The sequence below is a fragment of the Streptomyces sp. NPDC050287 genome (assembly GCF_044459385.1).
In the GTDB taxonomy this organism is placed as follows: Bacteria; Actinomycetota; Actinomycetes; order Streptomycetales; family Streptomycetaceae; genus Streptomyces.
This window is the reverse complement of record NZ_JBITIY010000007.1, coordinates 480,050-497,088: the sequence shown is the minus strand read 5'-3', so window position 1 is coordinate 497,088 and position 17,039 is coordinate 480,050. Positions and strand designations below refer to the sequence as shown.

The following is a 17,039-nucleotide window of genomic DNA, read 5'->3' as shown; positions in this document are numbered from 1 at the left end:
CGGGTCCGGCCGCCCACTCCTCCACATCCGTCCGCCCCCGAGAGCACTCACGACAACGAGGTCACCCCGTGATACCCACCCGCCGTACCCTCCTGGCCGCGCTCGCCGCCGTCGGCACCCTCGCCTCCCTCACCGCCTGCTCAGGCGGCTCCGACGACGGGTCGGGCTCCACCGACGCGTCCGGAGGGACGTACACCTTCTGGGACCCGTACCCGCAGTTCGACGCGTCCTCCCCGTGGGGCAAGCTCGTCACCGACTGCGGCAAGAAGGCCGGGGTGACCGTCAAGCGCACCGCGTACGACACCACCGACCTCGGCAACAAGGCGCTGCTCGCGGCCCAGCAGGGCAACGCGCCCGACGTGATGCTGGTGGACAACCCGGTCGTGTCCACACTCGTCGAGGCGGGGATCCTCAACAAGACGAGCGACCTCGGCCTCGACACCAAGGCGATCCAGAAGAACATCATCGGGGCGGGCACCATCGACGACGCGTCGTACGGCGTCCCGATCGGCGCCAACACCCTCGCCCTCTACTACAACAAGAAGGTCCTCTCCGCCGCCGGCGTGGACCCCGCCTCCATCAAGGACTGGACGTCCCTGACCGCCGCCCTGCAGAAGGTCAAGGCGGCCGGGAAGAAGGGCATCACCTTCTCCGCGATCAACACCGAGGAGGGCAGCTTCCAGTTCCTGCCGTGGTTCTGGGGCGCGGGCGGGGACCTGAAGAAGCTCGACTCCGACAAGGGCGTGGCGGCGCTGACGCTGTGGAAGCAGTGGGTGGACGGCGGACTGGCCCCCAAGGACGTCCTGCAGAACACGCAGACCACCAGCTGGCAGGAGTTCGCCACCGGGGACTACGCGTTCGGCGAGAACGGCACCTGGCAGCTGGGCAACGCCGAGAAGGCCGGCTTCGACTACGGCGTCATCAACGTCCCCGCGCAGAAGGGGGGTTCGGCACCGGTGCCGACCGGCGGCGAGTTCGTCACCGTCCCCGTGCAGAAGGACACCGCGCGCTACGACGTCACCAAGAAGATCGTCGGGTGTCTGACCAACGACACCAACCTGCTGGCGACGGACACGACGTTGACGTACATCGCGCCGACGGCCGCCGTACAGGCCAAGCAGGTCGCGGCGAACGCGAAGCTGAAGCCCTGGGTGGACGCGGTCGCCGCGGCCCGCGGCCGCACCAGCGGCGGCCTCGGCTCGAAGTACCCGACCATCTCCCAGCCGATGTGGACCGCCGTCCAGTCCGCCCTGTCCGGCGGCAAGAGCCCCAAGGACGCCCTGGCCACCGCCCAGTCGAGCGCCGAGAAGGGCTAGGACTTTCACCATGACCATCGCCGCCCGAGTCGACCGTCCGCGGGTCTCCGCGGTGTCGCAGGCGAGCGGGCCGGACACGCAGCCGCTACGGCGTCGGGCGCGGCGCAGGCGGCGGCTGACCGCCCTCGCCTTCGTCGCCCCGCTGATCGCCTACCTCGCCGCGTTCTACGTCTATCCCCTCTACCGCAACCTCGACCTGAGCCTGCGCGACTACACCGTCCGGTCGTTCGTGGCGGGGGACGCGCCGTTCTCCGGCTGGGACAACTTCCAGAAGGTGCTCGACGACCCGACTTTCGGCCCGGCGATGCGCCACACCATGGTCTTCACCTTCGTGTCGATCGCCTTCCAGTACGTCATCGGCCTCGCCCTCGCGGTCTTCTTCAACCGGCACTTCCGCCTGGCGCCCACGCTCCGCGCCCTGTTCCTCATCCCGTGGCTGCTGCCTCTCATCGTCTCGGCGTCGACGTGGTCGTGGATGCTCAACAGCGAGTCGGGAGTGGTGAACTACGCCCTGGGTCTGGCCGGCGTCGGCCCGGTCGGCTGGCTCACCTCACCCGACTGGGCGCTGACTTCCGTGATCATCGCCAACATCTGGATCGGCATCCCGTTCAACCTGGTCATCCTCTACAGCGGACTGCAGAACATCCCCGGCGAGCTGTACGAGGCGGCGTCCCTGGACGGGGCGAGCCCCTGGCAGCAGTTCCGCCGGATCACGTTCCCGCTGCTGCGACCGGTGTCGGCGATCACGCTGCTCCTCGGGCTCGTCTACACCCTCAAGGTGTTCGACCTGATCTGGATCATGACCAAGGGCGGTCCGGGCGACACCTCCTCCACCCTCGCCACCTGGTCGTACCAGCTCGGCTTCGGCACCCTGCTGCCCAAGTTCGGCCCGGGAGCGGCGGTCGGCAACATCCTCATCCTCATCGCCCTCGTCTTCGGCCTGCTGTACATCCGCGTCCAGTCCGGCCAGAGGAGGCAGGAAGCGTGAAGTCGCGTCGTACGGGTTCCCGCGGGTACACAGGCCGCCCAGGTACCCGCCGGAACACCGGTCGCCCGGGTACCCGCCGGAACACCGGTCGCCCGGGTACCCGCCGGAACACCGGTCGCCCGGGTACCCGCCGGTACACCGTCATCGGGCTCGCCCTCACCGCGCTGATGCTGTTCCCGGTGTACTGGATGCTCAACGTGTCCCTCACCCCGCAGCAGGACATGCGCAAGACCCCGCCCGACCTGCTCCCGCTGCACCCCACCTTCGAGGGCTACCGGGCCGTTCTCGACGACCAGATGCCCTATCTCGGCACCAGCCTGCTCATCGGCGCCGGCACGGTCGCCCTCACCCTCGTCCTCGCCGCCCCGGCCGGCTACGCACTGGCGAAACTGCGCCCGCTGGGCGGCGGAGCCCTGGGCCTGTTCCTCCTCGTCGCCCAGATGATCCCCGGGATCGTCATGGCGATGGGCTTCTACGGCATCTTCCTCGACGCCGGCCTGCTGAACTCCTGGTGGGGCTTGATCATCGCGGACTCCACCATCGCCGTCCCCTTCGGCGTCATGATCTTCACCGCGTTCATGTCCGGAATCCCCGGCGAGCTGATCGCCGCGTCCCGGATCGACGGCGCCGGCGCCTTCCGCACGTTCTGGTCGGTGGTCCTGCCGGTGAGCCGCAACGCCGTCGTCACCGTCTCGCTCTTCAGCTTCCTGTGGGCCTGGTCCGACTTCGTCTTCGCCAACACCCTCGACGGCGGCGGCGACCTCAGGCCGATCACCCTCGGCATCTACAAGTACATCGGCAACAACAACCAGGAGTGGAACGCGATCATGGCCACCGCCGTCGTCGCCTCCGTCCCCGCGGCGGTGCTGCTGGTCCTCGCCCAGCGTTACGTGGCCGCGGGTGTCACCGCGGGCGCGGTGAAGGACTGACGCCCCTCCCCCTCCCTCCCCCTTCCCTCCTTCGAGGAGAACCCCCTGTCATGAGCCGCACAAGAACCCTGACCACCGTCCTGGGCGTCGCCGTCCTGGGCGCCACCGCCGCCCTCACCACCGGAGCCCCGGCCGAGGCGGTGCCCACCTCCGCCACCACCCTGGTCGTCAACGCCAACCAGACCCTGCGCCCGGTCACCCATGTCGCGACCGGCAGCCTCTACGGCCTCGCCGACGCGTCCACCCCGTCCGACAGCCTGGTCAGCGCCCTCAAGCCGAACACCTTCGTGCAGATGGCCCCGGGCGGCAGCCAGCTGCCCAACGGCGAGCCCCGTCCCGCCGGCGACGCCCTCGTCGTAGCGCCGAAGGCGGCACGGGCGGGGGCGAAGGTGGTGGTCCGCATGCCGGACTGGTACCCGAACTTCCCGTACAAGTGGGTGAGTTGGTCCGACTGGCTGTCCGCCGTGGACAAGCAGGTCGCCTCCGTGCAGGCGTCGGGCGCCACCAACATCAGCGCGTACGAGCTGTGGAACGAACCGGACTGGACCTGGGACACCACCAACGCGGGCGCCTTCGACGCGGGTTGGGCACGGACGTACAAGGAGGTCCGTGCCAAGGACACAACAACCCCGATCCAGGGCCCGAGCTACTCGGCGTGGAACCAATCCTGGTTCAGCTCGTTCCTCACCGACGCCAAGGCGAGCGGTACCGTTCCCGACGTGATCGCCTGGCATGAGCTGAACGGCAGCAAGGACATCGCGGCGCACGTCTCCGCGTACCGGTCCCTGGAGTCGAGCCTCGGCATCAGCCCGCGCCCGATCGCGATCGAGGAGTACGGAACGCCGTCGGAGATGGGCAACTCCGGCGCCCTGATCGGTTACGCGGCCAAGTTCGAGCGAGCCGGTGTCCGGGACGCCGAACTCGCCTTCTGGAACCACTACGGCACCCTCGGCGACACGCTCACCGACACCGGCGCCTCGCCCAACGGCTCGTACTGGACGTACAAGTGGTACGGCGACATGTCGGGGAACATGCTGGTCACCACGCCCCCGGCGACAACGGGCATCGACGGCCTCGCCTCCCGCAACAGCGCGGGCAACCAGATCAGCGTCATCGCGGGCGGCTGCGCCGGTTCCTGCGCGGTGACCGTCAACGGCCTCTCCTCCCTGTCGGCGTTCGGCAGCACGGTCCACGTCAAGCTGGAGTACTCCCCGGGCACCGGCCGCACCACCGCCTCCCCCGGCCCGATCACCATCTCCGACGCGGACTACGCGGTCTCGGGCGGCTCCGTCACCGTGCCGGTCACGATGAACGCCACCGACGGCTACCACCTGGTGATCACCCCGAGCGGCACCAACACCTCACTCGCCGGGCGCTACCAGATCACCAACAAGAACAGCGGCCTCGCCCTGGACACCCTGAACGCGGGCACCGCCCAGGGCGCCTCGGTCGTCCAGGCCACGTCCACCACGGGCACCGACCAGAACTGGACCCTGGCGGCCGCCGGCTCGGGCCTGTACAAGATCGTCAACCAGAAGAGCGGTCTGCTGCTCGGCATCAACACGATGAGCACCGCCGACGGCGGCACGGCCCTGATCTGGGGCGACAACGGAACCGCCGACCACCTCTGGCAGCTGATCCCGACCCCCGACGGCAACTACAAGATCGCCAACTACAACAGCGGCCTGCTGCTGGGCGTCGACCAGATGAGCACCTCCTCCGGCGCCCAGGTCCTCCAGTGGACCGACAACGGCACCGCGGACCACCTGTGGAGACTGACCGCACGCTGAGACCGGCTCCGTAGGTACGAGTACGCCCCTGGCTGTCGGCCGGGGGCGCGCTCGTGTGAGCGGCGGCTTTCCCGGTCTGGGTACTGCACCCGCGTCATGAAGCTGGTGTGCAAGCAGCTTGAGCCGCGTCTCCCCGCCGGACACAGCATCGAGCGGACCCCTCAGCTGTTCGTCTTCCCCGGGATCGAGCACCGCTAGGAGTTGGCGGCCTCCGCCAGGACGTGGGCGAGCTCGCGGGGGCGAGTGGCCATCGGCCAGTGACCCGAGTCGAGGTCCACGTACTCAAGGTGGGTAGCGCGGGCGAGCTCAGGACTCTCACCGGCGGCGATCCACTCCTCGGCTTGGGCGGGAGTGAACTCAGGGCAGACAACCACAACGGGGACGTCGAAGCGGCGCTCATCGGTCAGGCGTACGACTCCTCTGGCTACCGCCTCGGGGACAGGAACGGCGGCGGACGCGAAGCGGTCCCGGGTCTCCTGGTCCAGGTCGGCGGCGTCCGCGCCCTCGAAGGGGCCCCAGCCCGGGAAGGGCATGGCGCCGCCCTCGATCGTGAAGTGATCGGCGTAGGCCCGCCCGTCGGCAGCGGGGAAGCCGCCGATCACGGCGACCTTGGCTACCTTCTCCGGTCGCGCGTCGGCGGCAAGCCAGGCCAGGCTCGATGCGGCGGAGTGCCCTACCACCAGGGGCTTTCCGGGCGCCGCGTCAACCGCAGCGAGCACTGTTCCCAGCTGGTCGCCAAGTGTCGCGGAGGCGGTGCCGTCGCCCTGGCCCGGGAGGGTGAGCGGCACGGGACGGTGGCCGAGCGCGGTGAGTTCGGGTACCACGTCGTCCCAGGCGGACCCGTCGAGCCACAGGCCGGCGATGAGCAGAATGTCCACGGTAGTTCTCCCGAAGAGGCGTCGGATCTGGCCGCTGGCACGCTATCGGGAGGCTCTGACAACGGGCTTGGAACAGGGCGTGATCGACTCCCGCTTCTTCACCATCGTCACTGTTCCGCGAGCTTCTTCAGTAGCTCGGGGCGGTGGTGGCCGGGTTTCAGCACTGCCGGTCGTTGCGGTCCACGTACGGGATCTTGAGGCCACGAGTAGCCCATGGCAGGCTCATGCCGCATGATCGATGAATTCGCGAAGGGCACCCTGCACGGGCGACTGCGGCGGGACCGCGAGGCGCTCCTCTGGAAGCTCGACGGCCTGTCCGAATACGACGCCCGCCGACCTTTGACAGTGACCGGGACCAACCTCCTCGGCCTGGTCAAACACGTGGCCGGCGTCGAGGCCAGGTACTTGGGCGAGGTCTTCGACCGGCCGTCCCCAGAACCGCTGCCCCGGTGGCAGGACCACGACGGCAGCGATCTGTGGGCGGCTGAGGACGAGGCGCGCGATCAGATCATCGAGTCCTACCGGCGCACGTGGGAACACTCGGACGCGACGATCGACGAGCTTGCCCTCGATGCCCCGGGCCACGTGCCGTGGTGGCCGGAGCCTTATGCCAACACGAACCTGTTCGCCATCCTGGTCCACGTCCTCGGCGAGACCAACCGGCATGCCGGGCACGCCGACATCCTGCGCGAAGGCGTGGACGGCCGAACCGGGATGCGCCCCGAACACGAGATACAGATCGATGAGGACGCCCGCACCGCCCACTGCGCGAAGATCGAGCAGGCCGCCAGATCGGCCGCATCAGTCGAGCGATAGAAGACTGTCCCCCGCGACGTGATGCCTGATGTTCGAGCGGCATGATGCCGGCCGTGAGTGCTGATCTGTCGAAGCGTCTGGTTCCTGATGAGCTCTGGAGGCGGGTCGCCCCGTTACTGCCGTCGTTCGCGGCTCGACCGAAAGGTGGCGGGACCGCTCCGCGCGACCAGCGGGCCGTGTGCACCGAGTGCGCGTCCGCCGAAGAGGGGGAAGTTCCTGAGCCCACCGGGCTTGTCCTCGGGTCCGCTGCCCGCCGTCTCGGTGTCACGTCCGAGCGTGGCCAGTTCGGTGGCGATCCGCTCCACCTGGTGATCACACCGACAGGATGGCCGTCGGTCAGATACTCCTCGCTCGGGTTGTAGTCCCACTTTCAGTCGGTCACAGCCCGGCCTCGACCTCAGCGTCCACATGGATCTTCCTGATCTCGGCAATGACATCCGCCGGGTCCTCCACGGCACGGCTCCCGCCAAGCTCGCGGCGTTCCCGGCGGGGGCCAGGGCAGGGGAGTTCGCTGATGGCCGTCTTGTCCACACGGTGCAGCGCGGCTGCCTCGGTGAGGGAGAGCCCGACCTGCTCGCGCATCCGTCGAAGCTCAGCTCCAAGCCGCCGCCGGCGTGCCGTCGGGGGCTTCCGGATGGGCATAGGGCACTCTCTGCTTTCGTCCGCCGCTGTCCCGGACAGATTAGTCACGCCCTGCGGCCGACGTGGCCGGATGCGTGACGTACGGCGGGCCGCCCCCACGAGGGCGGCCCGCCGTACGGTGACTGCTGACTGCTGACTGCTGACTGCTGACTGCTGACTGCTGACTGCTGACTGCTAGATGAACGAGTTGATCTCGATCGTCTCGTTCCGCCCCGGGCCCACGCCGATCGCGGAGATCGGGGCGCCGGACATCTCCTCCAGCGCCTTGACGTAGTCCTGGGCGTTCTTCGGGAGGTCGGAGAAGGACTTGGCCTTGCTGATGTCCTCCGACCAGCCCGGCAGCATCTCGTAGACCGGCTTCGCGTGGTGGAAATCGCTCTGCGAGTACGGGAGTTCCTCGACGCGCTTGCCGTCGATCTCGTACGCCACGCAGACCGGGATCTCCTCCCAGCCGGTGAGGACGTCGAGCTTGGTGAGGAAGAAGTCGGTCAGGCCGTTGACGCGGGTCGCGTACCTCGCGATCACCGCGTCGAACCAGCCGCAGCGGCGGTCGCGGCCGGTCGTGACGCCCTTCTCGCCGCCGATGCGGCGCAGCGCCTCGCCGTCCTCGTCGAAGAGTTCGGTGGGGAACGGACCGGCGCCGACCCGGGTCGTGTAGGCCTTCAGGATGCCGATGACCCGGCTGATCTTCGTCGGGCCGACGCCGGCGCCGGTGCAGGCACCGCCGGCGGTCGGGTTCGAGGAGGTGACGAAGGGGTACGTGCCGTGGTCGATGTCCAGGAGCGTGCCCTGGCCGCCCTCGAAGAGGACCACCTTGTCGTCCTCCAGGGCCTGGTTGAGGACCAGGACCGTGTCGGCGACGTACGGCGCGAGCTTGTCGGCGTACACCAGCAGTTCCTCGACCACCTGGTCCACGGCGATCGCGCGCCGGTTGTAGAGCTTGGTGAGGATCTGGTTCTTGACGTCGAGGGCCGCCTCGACCTTCTGGGTCAGGATCGACTCGTCGTACAGGTCCTGGACGCGGATACCGACACGGTTGATCTTGTCGGCGTACGTCGGGCCGATGCCGCGACCGGTCGTGCCGATCTTCCGCTTTCCGAGGAAGCGTTCCGTCACCTTGTCCACGGTGACGTTGTACGGCGTGATGATGTGGGCGTTACCACTGATCAGGAGCTTGGACGTGTCGACGCCACGCTCGTTCAGTCCGCTCAGCTCGGAGAGCAGGACCGACGGGTCGACGACGACTCCGTTGCCGATGACCGGGGTGCACCCCGGCGAGAGGATTCCGGAAGGGAGGAGGTGGAGGGCGTACTTCTGATCGCCCACGACTACCGTGTGGCCGGCGTTGTTGCCGCCCTGGTAGCGCACCACATAGTCCACCGAGCCACCGAGCAGGTCGGTTGCCTTTCCCTTGCCTTCGTCACCCCACTGAGCACCGAGCAGCACAAGTGCGGGCACGCGCGTACACCCCTTCCGGGCGGGGCATGTCCAAGGTCAGGGGCGTACGCGCCATTGACTGTGCCTCGCACAGCCTGTTTCGTACACCGGCGACCTTCGTTGGCCGCAACCCGTCGGACCGGATGCCCCGGAATAGACGAAGCCCCTGGCGCAATAGCGCAAGGGGCTCTTGCACAAAGATGCTACCCGAGGAAGCGAGGCAGGACCGAGGTGGCGACTTTCGCGACGCCCGACCAGCTGCTGGTGGTCATAGATCCGGTCGCCCGGAGGACGGACGGGGAGGCCGTACGGATCGCGAAAGACGTGCTCAGCGCGGGTGCGGCGAGTACGAAGGTGTGTCTGCCGGAAGATTCCGAGGAATTCGCCCGGGTACTGGCCCGGCGGGGCTCCCGGCGGCCCGTGGTCATAGGGGACGACCGCGCACTGGTGCGGGCGGTCTCCCTGCTGCACCGGCGACGGGAGCTGGCGGAGTGCGCCCTGTCCTTCGTGCCGGTGGGCGGCGCGCTGTCCCTGGCCCGGTCCCTCGGAGTGCCCGCGGGGACCGTGGCGGCGGCGCGGGCGGTACTGGACGGCGCCGAGCGGCGGATGGACCTGCTCGTGGACGAGAGCGACGGGGTGGTGCTGGGCGCGCTGCGGATTCCGTCGGAGCCGGCGGCTCGGGAGGCGTCGGACGTCGAGGCCGCGGTGCCGGGGGCCGGCGCGCATCCCTGGCTGCGGACGTGCCAGTCCCTCGTACGGACCCTGGTCCCCGCCCTGCCGCTGCGCCCCGCCCAGCCCGCCCCCGGCCCCGCCGGGCCCTCCCGGCTGCGGATAGAGGTCGACGGAGAGACCCTCGTCGACCTGGACCAGCCGGTCGAGGCGGTCTCCGTGACCCCGGACGGCTCCGGCACGGCGGCGGTGGAGGTCCGCCCGGTCTCGGTCGGCGCGGAGGCCTCCCCGCTGCTGGCACGGGGGCGCCGGGTGACCGTCTTCGGAGCGGACTTCCGTTACCGGGCGGACGCGGCGGTCTCGGGGCCGGTACGGAGACGGACGTGGACGGTGTGGGAGGGGAGCTGGGGGCTGACGTTGCCGGTGGGGGCGGTGCCTGGGGATCAGTCGCTCGGGTGACGGGGCAGAGCGTCCGACTCGTCCTTCAGGCTCACCCCGCTCCGCCCCAGTTCCCGCGCCCCCCTCAGCAGCGCGACCAGCTTGCCCGCCGCCGTCTCGTACGCCAGGCCCAGCGGTGGCCTGATGTTGGACAGGCAGTTGCGGTCGGCGTCGGTCGTCACGCCGGGCTTCGGGCCGTACGTGAGGTACGCGCCCAGGGAGTCCGCCGCCGACATACCGGGGCGTTCGCCGACCAGGAGCACCACGGCCGTGGCACCCATGGTGTGCGCGACGTCGTCGCCGAGGGCCACGCGGGCCTGTTCGGCGAGGACGACCGGGGCGATGCGCCAGTCGGCCGGGAGGAGAGACGTCGTCGCCCGGACCATCGCCGCCGCGTGCTCGTGCACCGCCCGGCTGGACAGGCCGTCGGCGATCACGAACACCACGTCCCACTCCCCCGTCGGCAGATGCGCCCGGTCGGTCGGGTGCAGGCGGCGGCCCAGGTCGGGGCGCTGAAGGTAGGTGAGCCGGTCGGGAGCGGCACTGCGCACCCGTACCGTCGGCACGCCGGTGAGCGCCGCCGCGACCGTGTCCGGGTCGAACGGCGAGTGCACCGCGTCCCGGGCCGCCGCGTGCGCGGCCTGCAGTTCCAGCCGGTGCCGGGTCGGCAGGCCGGAGCCCGCCCGGCCGAGGCCGATGCGGGCCTGGGTGTGGCGGCGCAGGGCCGGCCAGAGGGGCAGGTCATCGGTGTGTACGGGGAGTCGGCTCATGCGGCCAGCTCCTTTCCGATCGCCGTCAGCGGGTGCTGTGCGGTGACCTCGCGGATCGCGCCGTGTTCGTCGAGCAGGCCGATGGATCCCAGCCATGCCTCGAACTCCGGTGCCGGGCGCAGCCCCAGGACCTCGCGCAGGTACAACGCGTCGTGGTACGAGGCCGACTGGTAGTTGAGCATGATGTCGTCGCCGCCCGGTGTGCAGATCACGAACGACGCGCCCGCGACACCGAGCATGGTCAGCATGGTCGCCACGTCGTCGTCATCGGCGTCCGCGTGGTTGGTGTAGCAGATGTCCAGGCCCATCGGCAGGCCGAGCAGCTTGCCGCAGAAGTGGTCCTCCAGGGCGGCGCGGAGGATCTGCCGGCCGTCGTAGAGGTACTCGGGGCCGATGAAGCCGACGACGGTGTTCACCAGCAGCGGGTCGTAGCGGCGGGCGACCGCGTACGCACGGGCCTCGACCGTCTGCTGGTCCACCCCGTGGTGCGCGTTCGCCGACAGGGCGCTGCCCTGGCCGGTCTCGAAGTACATGACGTTGCGGCCGACCGTGCCGCGGTCAAGCTCCCGGGCCGCCTGATGGGCCTCGTCGAGGAGGCCCAGCGTCACGCCGAAGGACGCGTTCGCCGCCTGGGTGCCCGCGATGGACTGGAAGACGAGGTCGACGGGGGCGCCGCGTTCCATCAGGTCGACGCTCGTCGTGACGTGGCACAGCACGCAGGACTGGGTGGGGATGGAGTAGCGCGTGATCACGCCGTCCAGCAGCTCCAGCAGGTCCCGTACCGCCCTCGGGCTGTCGGTCGCCGGGTTGATGCCGATCACCGCGTCACCGGAGCCCAGCAGCAGCCCGTCGAGCAGGGCCGCGGCCACGCCCGCGGGGTCGTCGGTGGGGTGGTTGGGCTGGAGCCGGGTCGCCAGCCGGCCCGGCAGGCCGATCGTGGACCGGAACGCGGTCACCACCCGCACCTTCCGCGCCACGGCCACCAGGTCCGCGTTCCCCATCAGCTTGGACACCGCCGCCGCCATCTCGGGCGTCAGCCCGGGCGCCAGCGCGGCCAGCGCCATGGCGTCCGCCGCCTCGGACAGCAGCCACTCCCGCAGCTCACCGACCGTCATCCCGGAGACCGGCGCGAAGGCGGCCCGGTCGTGGGTGTCGAGGATCAGCCGGGTCACGTCGTCGCTCTCGTACGGGATCAGCGGCTCGGTGAGGAAGGCCGTGAGCGGCACCTCGGCCAGCGCCCAGCGGGCCGCGACCCGCTCCCGCGCCGACGAGGCGGCGAGGCCGGCCAGCCGGTCGCCGGAGCGCTCGGGGCTCGCGGCGGCGAGCAGCCGGGCCAGGGATTCGAAGCGGTGGCGCTCGCCGCTGACGGTGGAGGTGTAGGCGCTCATGGCGGCGACGCTACGAGGTGGGGCGCGGCCCGGTCCACGGACCGCGTGAGAGTTAACAAGAGCGTTCGACCGGCCCGCCTCGCGGCCGGTTTCCAAAGGTATGGTTGACAAACATTTAACGCCCCGAAACCGTTGGCCGACTCATTTGGACTGCAGAGTTCCGGTCCAGTGCACCAGTGGACCGACAAGAGAGGGGCCAACCCGATGGCAGTGGAAGAGGGCGTCGCCCCGGCGGCGGAAACAAGCGCCGAGGGAGCCGTGCACCGGCTCAAACCCAACGCAGTTGGCCTGCTCGGCGTGGTCTTCATGGCCGTGGCGACCGCCGCGCCGATCACCGCGATGACCGGCAACGTGCCCTTCATGGTGTCGTCCGGCAACGGCATCGGCGCCCCGGCGAGCTACCTCGTCGCAATGGTCGTACTGGCAATCTTTTCCGTCGGTTTCACGTCTATGGCGAAGCACATCACCTCCACCGGCGCCTTCTACGGCTTCATCTCCTACGGCCTCGGCCGGACCGTCGGCCTCGCCTCGGGACTGCTGGCGACCTTCGCGTACGCCGTCTTCGAACCGGCGCTCGTCGGCATCTTCTCGACCTTCGCCACCACCACCCTCGAGGACCAGACGGGGCTGCACGTCCCGTGGTGGGCGTTCGCGATCCTGATGCTGGCCGTCAACGCGGTCGGCACCTGGTTCGGCATCGCCCTCGCCGAGAAACTGCTCGTCGTCCTCCTCGCCACCGAGGTGACGATCCTGGCGGCGATGGCGATCTCGGTCGCCCTGCACGGCGGCGGCCCGAACGGCTTCAGCTTCGACCCGGTCAACCCGGTCAACGCCTTCACCGGCACCTCCGCCGGCCTCGGCCTGTTCTTCGCGTTCTGGTCGTGGGTCGGCTTCGAGTCGACGGCGATGTACGGCGAGGAGTCCCGCAACCCGAAGAAGATCATCCCCAAGGCGACGATGATCTCGGTGCTGGGCGTCGGCGTCTTCTACGTCTTCGTCTCCTGGATGGCCATCTCGGGCACCGGCCAGTCACGCGCCGTGAAGGTCGCCACCGCCGACCCGCTGGCCCTCTTCTTCGGCCCCACCGAGCAGTACGTCGGCCACTGGGCGGTCGACGTCATGCAGTGGCTGATGATCACCGGCTCGCTGGCCTGCGGCATGGCCTTCCACAACTGCGCCGCCCGCTACATGTACGCCCTGGGCCGCGAAGGCGTCCTGCCCTCGCTGAAGAACACCCTCGGCCGCACCCACGCCGGCCACGGCTCACCGCACATCGCGGGCCTGGTCCAGACGGTGCTGAGCGCGGTGCTGGTCGGCGCGTTCTGGATCGCGGGCAAGGACCCGTACAACTCCCTCTACGTCCTGCTGGCCATCCTCGGCACCATGGCGATCCTGATCGTGCAGGCGGTGTGCTCGTTCGCGGTGCTCGTCTACTTCCGCTCCAACCACCCCGAGAGCCGGCACTGGTTCAGGACCTTCGCCGCCCCGCTCATCGGCGGTGTCGCGATGCTCGCGGTGGTGGTGCTGCTGGTGTCCAACATGGGCGCGGCGGCCGGGGCGGAGTCCGGCTCCCTGCTCCTGAAGGCGACACCCTGGCTGGTCGCCCTGGTCGCGGCCACCGGCATCGGCTACGCCCAGTACCTCAAGCGCCGCGACCCGTCGCGGTACGCGCTGCTCGGGCGGACGGTGCTGGAGGAGACGAAGGAGCGGTAGGACGTGGTTGGCCTGTCCGGTGCAACGCAGGTCAGCGGCGGGGTAGCACGCCCAGGAGGGTTGCGGTCAGGGCCAGCTTCAAGGAGTCCTTCAGCTCCAAGTGGAAGCGGGCCAGGTCGGGCTCGGCCTGGTAGGCCGCCTGCAGGCTGGGTGGGGGTGTGCTGTACGCCGACAGCGCGCCGGCCATGACCATGGTTTGCAGGCTGAACAGTGTCGCGTTCTCGCCCAGCTCCGGCAGGTACTTCAGGATCAGGGCGGTCATGGTCGTCAGGCGGTCCAGCGAGGCGCGCTTGTAGCGTGCTACGACCTCGACGGAGACGTTGTGTTCCAGGACGCTGCCTTGTGCGCCGAAGAGGTCGCACAGCACCACTCGGCCGGAGAGTGAGCGGCTGAGGATCTCGGCCACCGCTGCCGCTCGCTCGGCCATGGGTAGATCTTCGTCGATGCCGGCGGCCAACTCGCCTGCCAGTTCCGTCAGCCACTCCTGCAGGAAGTGGTCCAGCAGTTCCAGCAGCACCGCCTCGCGGGACTCGAAGTAGCGCAGCACGTTCGGCTTCGCCAGGCCTACCCGGCGGCTGAGCTCGTTCAGGGTGACCGCGGCCACAGGCATCTCGTCGAGCATCTCCGACGCCGTGTCGAGGATCGCCCGCCGGCGGATCTCCCGCTGCTCTTCGGTTCGCGCCCGCTGGAAAGTCACGAGCACCAGCCTAACTTAGGTACCAGCGGTACGTTGACAACGTACCGAAAGTACTTTAACGTCACCGGCACAAGATACCTTCGGTACGTTAGTTAGTCGGGAGCCTGGCATGAGCGAGAAGTGGACGACGGCGAACATTCCGGACCAGCGCGGGCGGGTGGCCGTGGTGACCGGGGCCAACACCGGACTGGGGTACGAGACCGCCAAGGCGCTCGCCGAGCGCGGGGCGTCCGTGGTGCTCGCCGTGCGCAACGTGGAGAAGGGCGAGCAGGCCGCGGCCCGCATGACCGGCGACGTGACCGTGCAGGCGCTGGACCTGACCTCGCTCGACTCCGTCCGGACCGCGGCGGCGGCGCTGCGGTCCCGGCTCGACCGGATCGACCTGCTGATCAACAACGCCGGCGTGATGTACACCCCGAAGCAGACCACCCGGGACGGCTTCGAGATGCAGTTCGGCACCAACCACCTCGGCCACTTCGCGCTCACCGGGCTGCTGCTGGACCTGATGCTGCCGGTGCCCGGCTCGCGCGTGGTGACGGTCAGCAGTACCGGCCACCGCATCCGGGCCGCGATCCACTTCGACGACCTGCAGTGGGAGCGGTCGTACAGCCGGGTCGCCGCCTATGGTCAGTCCAAGCTGGCCAACCTGATGTTCACGTACGAGCTGCAGCGCCGGCTCGCCGCACACGGCACCACTGTCGCGGTGGCCGCGCACCCCGGCATGTCCAGCACCGAGCTCGCCCGCAACACTCCCGCGGCCCTCCGGCTTCCCCTCACCTGGCTCGCGCCGCTGATCACCCAGACGCCGGCGATGGGCGCGCTGCCGACCCTGCGCGCCGCCACCGACCCCGCCGCGCTCGGCGGCCAGTACTACGGTCCCGACGGACGCACCCAGGTCAAGGGCCACCCCCGGCTGGTCACCTCCAGCCCGGAGTCGTACGAGGTAGCCGTCCAGCAGCGGCTGTGGGCCGTCTCCGAAGACCTCACCGGGGTGAAGTTCCCCGTCGTTCAGTCCAAGCAGGACTCGTTTCCCTCCGGATCGTCCCTCACGATGTAGCCCGCGCTGGTAGGAGGCGCCGGCTCGTCGCGGCGCCAGTGGGTGGCGCCGTCGGTGCGTTGAAACCGGGGTGCCTCGACAGGGCCGGTCGGATACCGTACGGGCCATGTCGAGCCCTGAGTCGGACACGGTGGGGGCTTTCGGTCACGCGCCGTCAGCCCCCTGAACCACTGAGTTCCTAGTCCTGCCCCCGCCGCGTTCTGCGGCGGTCGAGTGCGCCCCGGGGTGCTGACCGCGGTGAACGAGATGACCCTCTCGTGCTTTCCTCACCTCGGAGCCACTCGGAGCCCCTCGATGCCTCTCCCGCTGTACCTGCTCGCCATGGCTGTCTTCGCCATGGGCACCTCGGAATTCATGCTCGCCGGCCTGCTACCGGACCTCGCCTCGGACCTCGACGTCACGGTCGGTACGGCGGGCACGCTCACCTCGGCCTTCGCGGTCGGGATGGTCGTCGGTGCCCCGCTCATGGCCGCGTCGGCCCGCAACCGGCCGGGACGGTCCAGCCTTCTCGGCTTCGTCCTCGTGTTCTTCGCGGCCCACGCGGTGGGCGCCGCCACCTCCGACTTCCCGGTCCTGTTCGCGACCCGGGTGGTCGCTGCCCTCGCGAACGCGGGGTTCCTCGCCGTGGCGCTGACGACCGCCGCCGCGCTGGTCCCACCCGACCGGAAGGGACGCGCGCTCGCCGTGCTGCTGTCGGGCACCACGATGGCGACGATCGCCGGAGTCCCCGGCGGAGCGTTGCTCGGCACCCTGCTCGGCTGGCGGGCCACGTTCTGGGCGGTCGCCGCACTGTGCCTGCCGGCGGCCATCGGCATCCTCGCCGGGATCCCGGGGCGCGGTGTGCGGGGGGTGCGGACGGACATGGCCGACGGACCGGCGGCCCTGCGTTCGGAACTCGCACAGCTCAAAAGCCCGCGGCTGCTGCTGGTCATGCTCCTCGGCGCGCTGGTGAACGCGGCGACCTTCGCGAGCTTCACCTTCCTCGCTCCCGTGGTGACCGACACCGCCGGGCTGGACGAGCTGTGGGTCTCCGTCGCCCTGGTGCTCTTCGGCGCCGGCTCCTTCGCCGGTGTCACCATCGCCGGGCGGCTCGCCGACGATCGTCCCGGCCGGCTCATCGCCGTATGCGGTCCCCTGCTGCTGCTCGGCTGGCCGGCTCTGGCCGCGCTGGCGGACAGGCTCCTCGCCCTGCTCATCCTCGTGTTCGTCCAGGGCGCGCTGTCGTTCGCGCTGGGCAGCACGCTGATCACACGAGTCCTCTACGAGGCGGCGGGAGCCCCCACCATGGCCGGCTCCTACGCGACCGCCGCGCTCAACATCGGTGCCGCCGCCGGTCCCTTGACCGCCGCGACCACCCTCGGCACGGCGGCCGGGGATCTCGGGCCGCTCTGGGTCAGCGGACTCCTCGTCGCGATCGCCCTGCTCGTCGCGTTCCCGCTGCGCGGAGCGCTCGCCAGTGAACGTGCTGGGAGCGTCCGCCCGCGCGGGCGAAGAGCGCGAAGGACGTGTAC

14 protein-coding genes and 1 pseudogene are annotated in these 17,039 nt (G+C 69.8%); 9 read left to right on the top strand and 6 right to left on the bottom strand.

The window, feature by feature from the left end; translation table 11 throughout:
• Nucleotides 1–68 precede the first annotated feature (68 nt).
• The 4 genes from ACIBK3_RS27405 (at nucleotide 69) to ACIBK3_RS27390 (ending at nucleotide 5,023) form a co-directional block, all read left to right on the top strand.
• A complete protein-coding gene (locus ACIBK3_RS27405) occupies nucleotides 69–1,316 on the top strand; it encodes an extracellular solute-binding protein (protein WP_399369719.1) in 1,248 nt (415 codons plus the stop codon).
• Nucleotides 1,317–1,326: 10 nt separating this feature from the next.
• The gene (locus ACIBK3_RS27400; protein ID WP_399369718.1) at nucleotides 1,327–2,304 is read left to right on the top strand and encodes a carbohydrate ABC transporter permease; all 978 of its coding nucleotides are present in this window, start codon (nucleotides 1,327–1,329) and stop codon (nucleotides 2,302–2,304) included.
• Nucleotides 2,305–2,471: 167 nt separating this feature from the next.
• Nucleotides 2,472–3,233 (top strand): carbohydrate ABC transporter permease, encoded by a 762-nt coding sequence (locus ACIBK3_RS27395; protein ID WP_399369716.1) that lies wholly within the window; start codon nucleotides 2,472–2,474, stop codon nucleotides 3,231–3,233.
• 50 nt (nucleotides 3,234–3,283) lie between these two features.
• Entirely contained in the window at nucleotides 3,284–5,023 is a 1,740-nt protein-coding gene (locus tag ACIBK3_RS27390) for an RICIN domain-containing protein (RefSeq protein WP_399369714.1), read from the top strand.
• Between the two features lie 194 nt (nucleotides 5,024–5,217).
• Here the strand turns inward: ACIBK3_RS27390 and ACIBK3_RS27385 are convergent, their stop codons facing one another.
• A complete protein-coding gene (locus ACIBK3_RS27385) occupies nucleotides 5,218–5,901 on the bottom strand; it encodes an alpha/beta fold hydrolase (RefSeq protein WP_399369712.1) in 684 nt (227 codons plus the stop codon).
• Between the two features lie 231 nt (nucleotides 5,902–6,132).
• On the opposite strand from ACIBK3_RS27385, the gene ACIBK3_RS27380 reads away from it, so the two are divergent.
• Nucleotides 6,133–6,717, top strand: a complete 585-nt coding sequence (locus tag ACIBK3_RS27380) for a DinB family protein (protein WP_399369711.1) — start codon at nucleotides 6,133–6,135, stop codon at nucleotides 6,715–6,717.
• 378 nt (nucleotides 6,718–7,095) lie between these two features.
• Here the strand turns inward: ACIBK3_RS27380 and ACIBK3_RS27375 are convergent, their stop codons facing one another.
• Together ACIBK3_RS27375 and ACIBK3_RS27370 are read right to left on the bottom strand one after the other, a co-directional pair.
• Nucleotides 7,096–7,299, bottom strand: coding sequence for a hypothetical protein (locus tag ACIBK3_RS27375; protein ID WP_399369709.1), 204 nt, complete (start codon nucleotides 7,297–7,299; stop codon nucleotides 7,096–7,098).
• Between the two features lie 234 nt (nucleotides 7,300–7,533).
• A complete protein-coding gene (locus ACIBK3_RS27370; protein ID WP_399369707.1) occupies nucleotides 7,534–8,817 on the bottom strand; it encodes an adenylosuccinate synthase in 1,284 nt (427 codons plus the stop codon).
• A gap of 210 nt (nucleotides 8,818–9,027) precedes the next feature.
• Here ACIBK3_RS27370 and ACIBK3_RS27365 point away from each other — a divergent pair, with 210 nt between their 5' ends.
• Nucleotides 9,028–9,924, top strand: a complete 897-nt coding sequence (locus tag ACIBK3_RS27365) for a diacylglycerol kinase family protein (RefSeq protein ID WP_399369706.1) — start codon at nucleotides 9,028–9,030, stop codon at nucleotides 9,922–9,924.
• On the opposite strand, the gene eutC is transcribed toward ACIBK3_RS27365, so the two are convergent.
• Both eutC and ACIBK3_RS27355 read right to left on the bottom strand, forming a co-directional pair.
• Nucleotides 9,909–10,673 (bottom strand): ethanolamine ammonia-lyase subunit EutC, encoded by a 765-nt coding sequence (eutC, locus tag ACIBK3_RS27360; protein WP_399369704.1) that lies wholly within the window; start codon nucleotides 10,671–10,673, stop codon nucleotides 9,909–9,911. The genes ACIBK3_RS27365 and eutC overlap by 16 nt on opposite strands.
• On the bottom strand, nucleotides 10,670–12,061 hold the full coding sequence (locus ACIBK3_RS27355) for an ethanolamine ammonia-lyase subunit EutB (RefSeq protein WP_399369702.1): 1,392 nt from the start codon (nucleotides 12,059–12,061) through the stop codon (nucleotides 10,670–10,672). Before ACIBK3_RS27355 ends, eutC begins: the two co-directional genes overlap by 4 nt.
• 204 nt (nucleotides 12,062–12,265) lie before the next feature.
• Here ACIBK3_RS27355 and ACIBK3_RS27350 point away from each other — a divergent pair, with 204 nt between their 5' ends.
• A complete protein-coding gene (locus ACIBK3_RS27350) occupies nucleotides 12,266–13,774 on the top strand; it encodes an APC family permease (protein WP_399369700.1) in 1,509 nt (502 codons plus the stop codon).
• A 31-nt stretch (nucleotides 13,775–13,805) separates the two neighbouring features.
• Here ACIBK3_RS27350 and ACIBK3_RS27345 read toward each other — a convergent pair whose 3' ends face one another.
• Complete coding sequence (locus tag ACIBK3_RS27345; protein ID WP_399369698.1) at nucleotides 13,806–14,471, bottom strand: TetR/AcrR family transcriptional regulator; 666 nt, start codon at nucleotides 14,469–14,471, stop codon at nucleotides 13,806–13,808.
• A 109-nt stretch (nucleotides 14,472–14,580) separates the two neighbouring features.
• On the opposite strand from ACIBK3_RS27345, the gene ACIBK3_RS27340 reads away from it, so the two are divergent.
• Complete coding sequence (locus ACIBK3_RS27340) at nucleotides 14,581–15,528, top strand: SDR family NAD(P)-dependent oxidoreductase (protein ID WP_399369696.1); 948 nt, start codon at nucleotides 14,581–14,583, stop codon at nucleotides 15,526–15,528.
• Nucleotides 15,529–15,822: 294 nt separating this feature from the next.
• Nucleotides 15,823–16,986 (top strand): annotated as a pseudogene (locus ACIBK3_RS27335) (Cmx/CmrA family chloramphenicol efflux MFS transporter); the annotation flags it as partial.
• Between the last annotated feature and the right edge of the window lie 53 nt (nucleotides 16,987–17,039).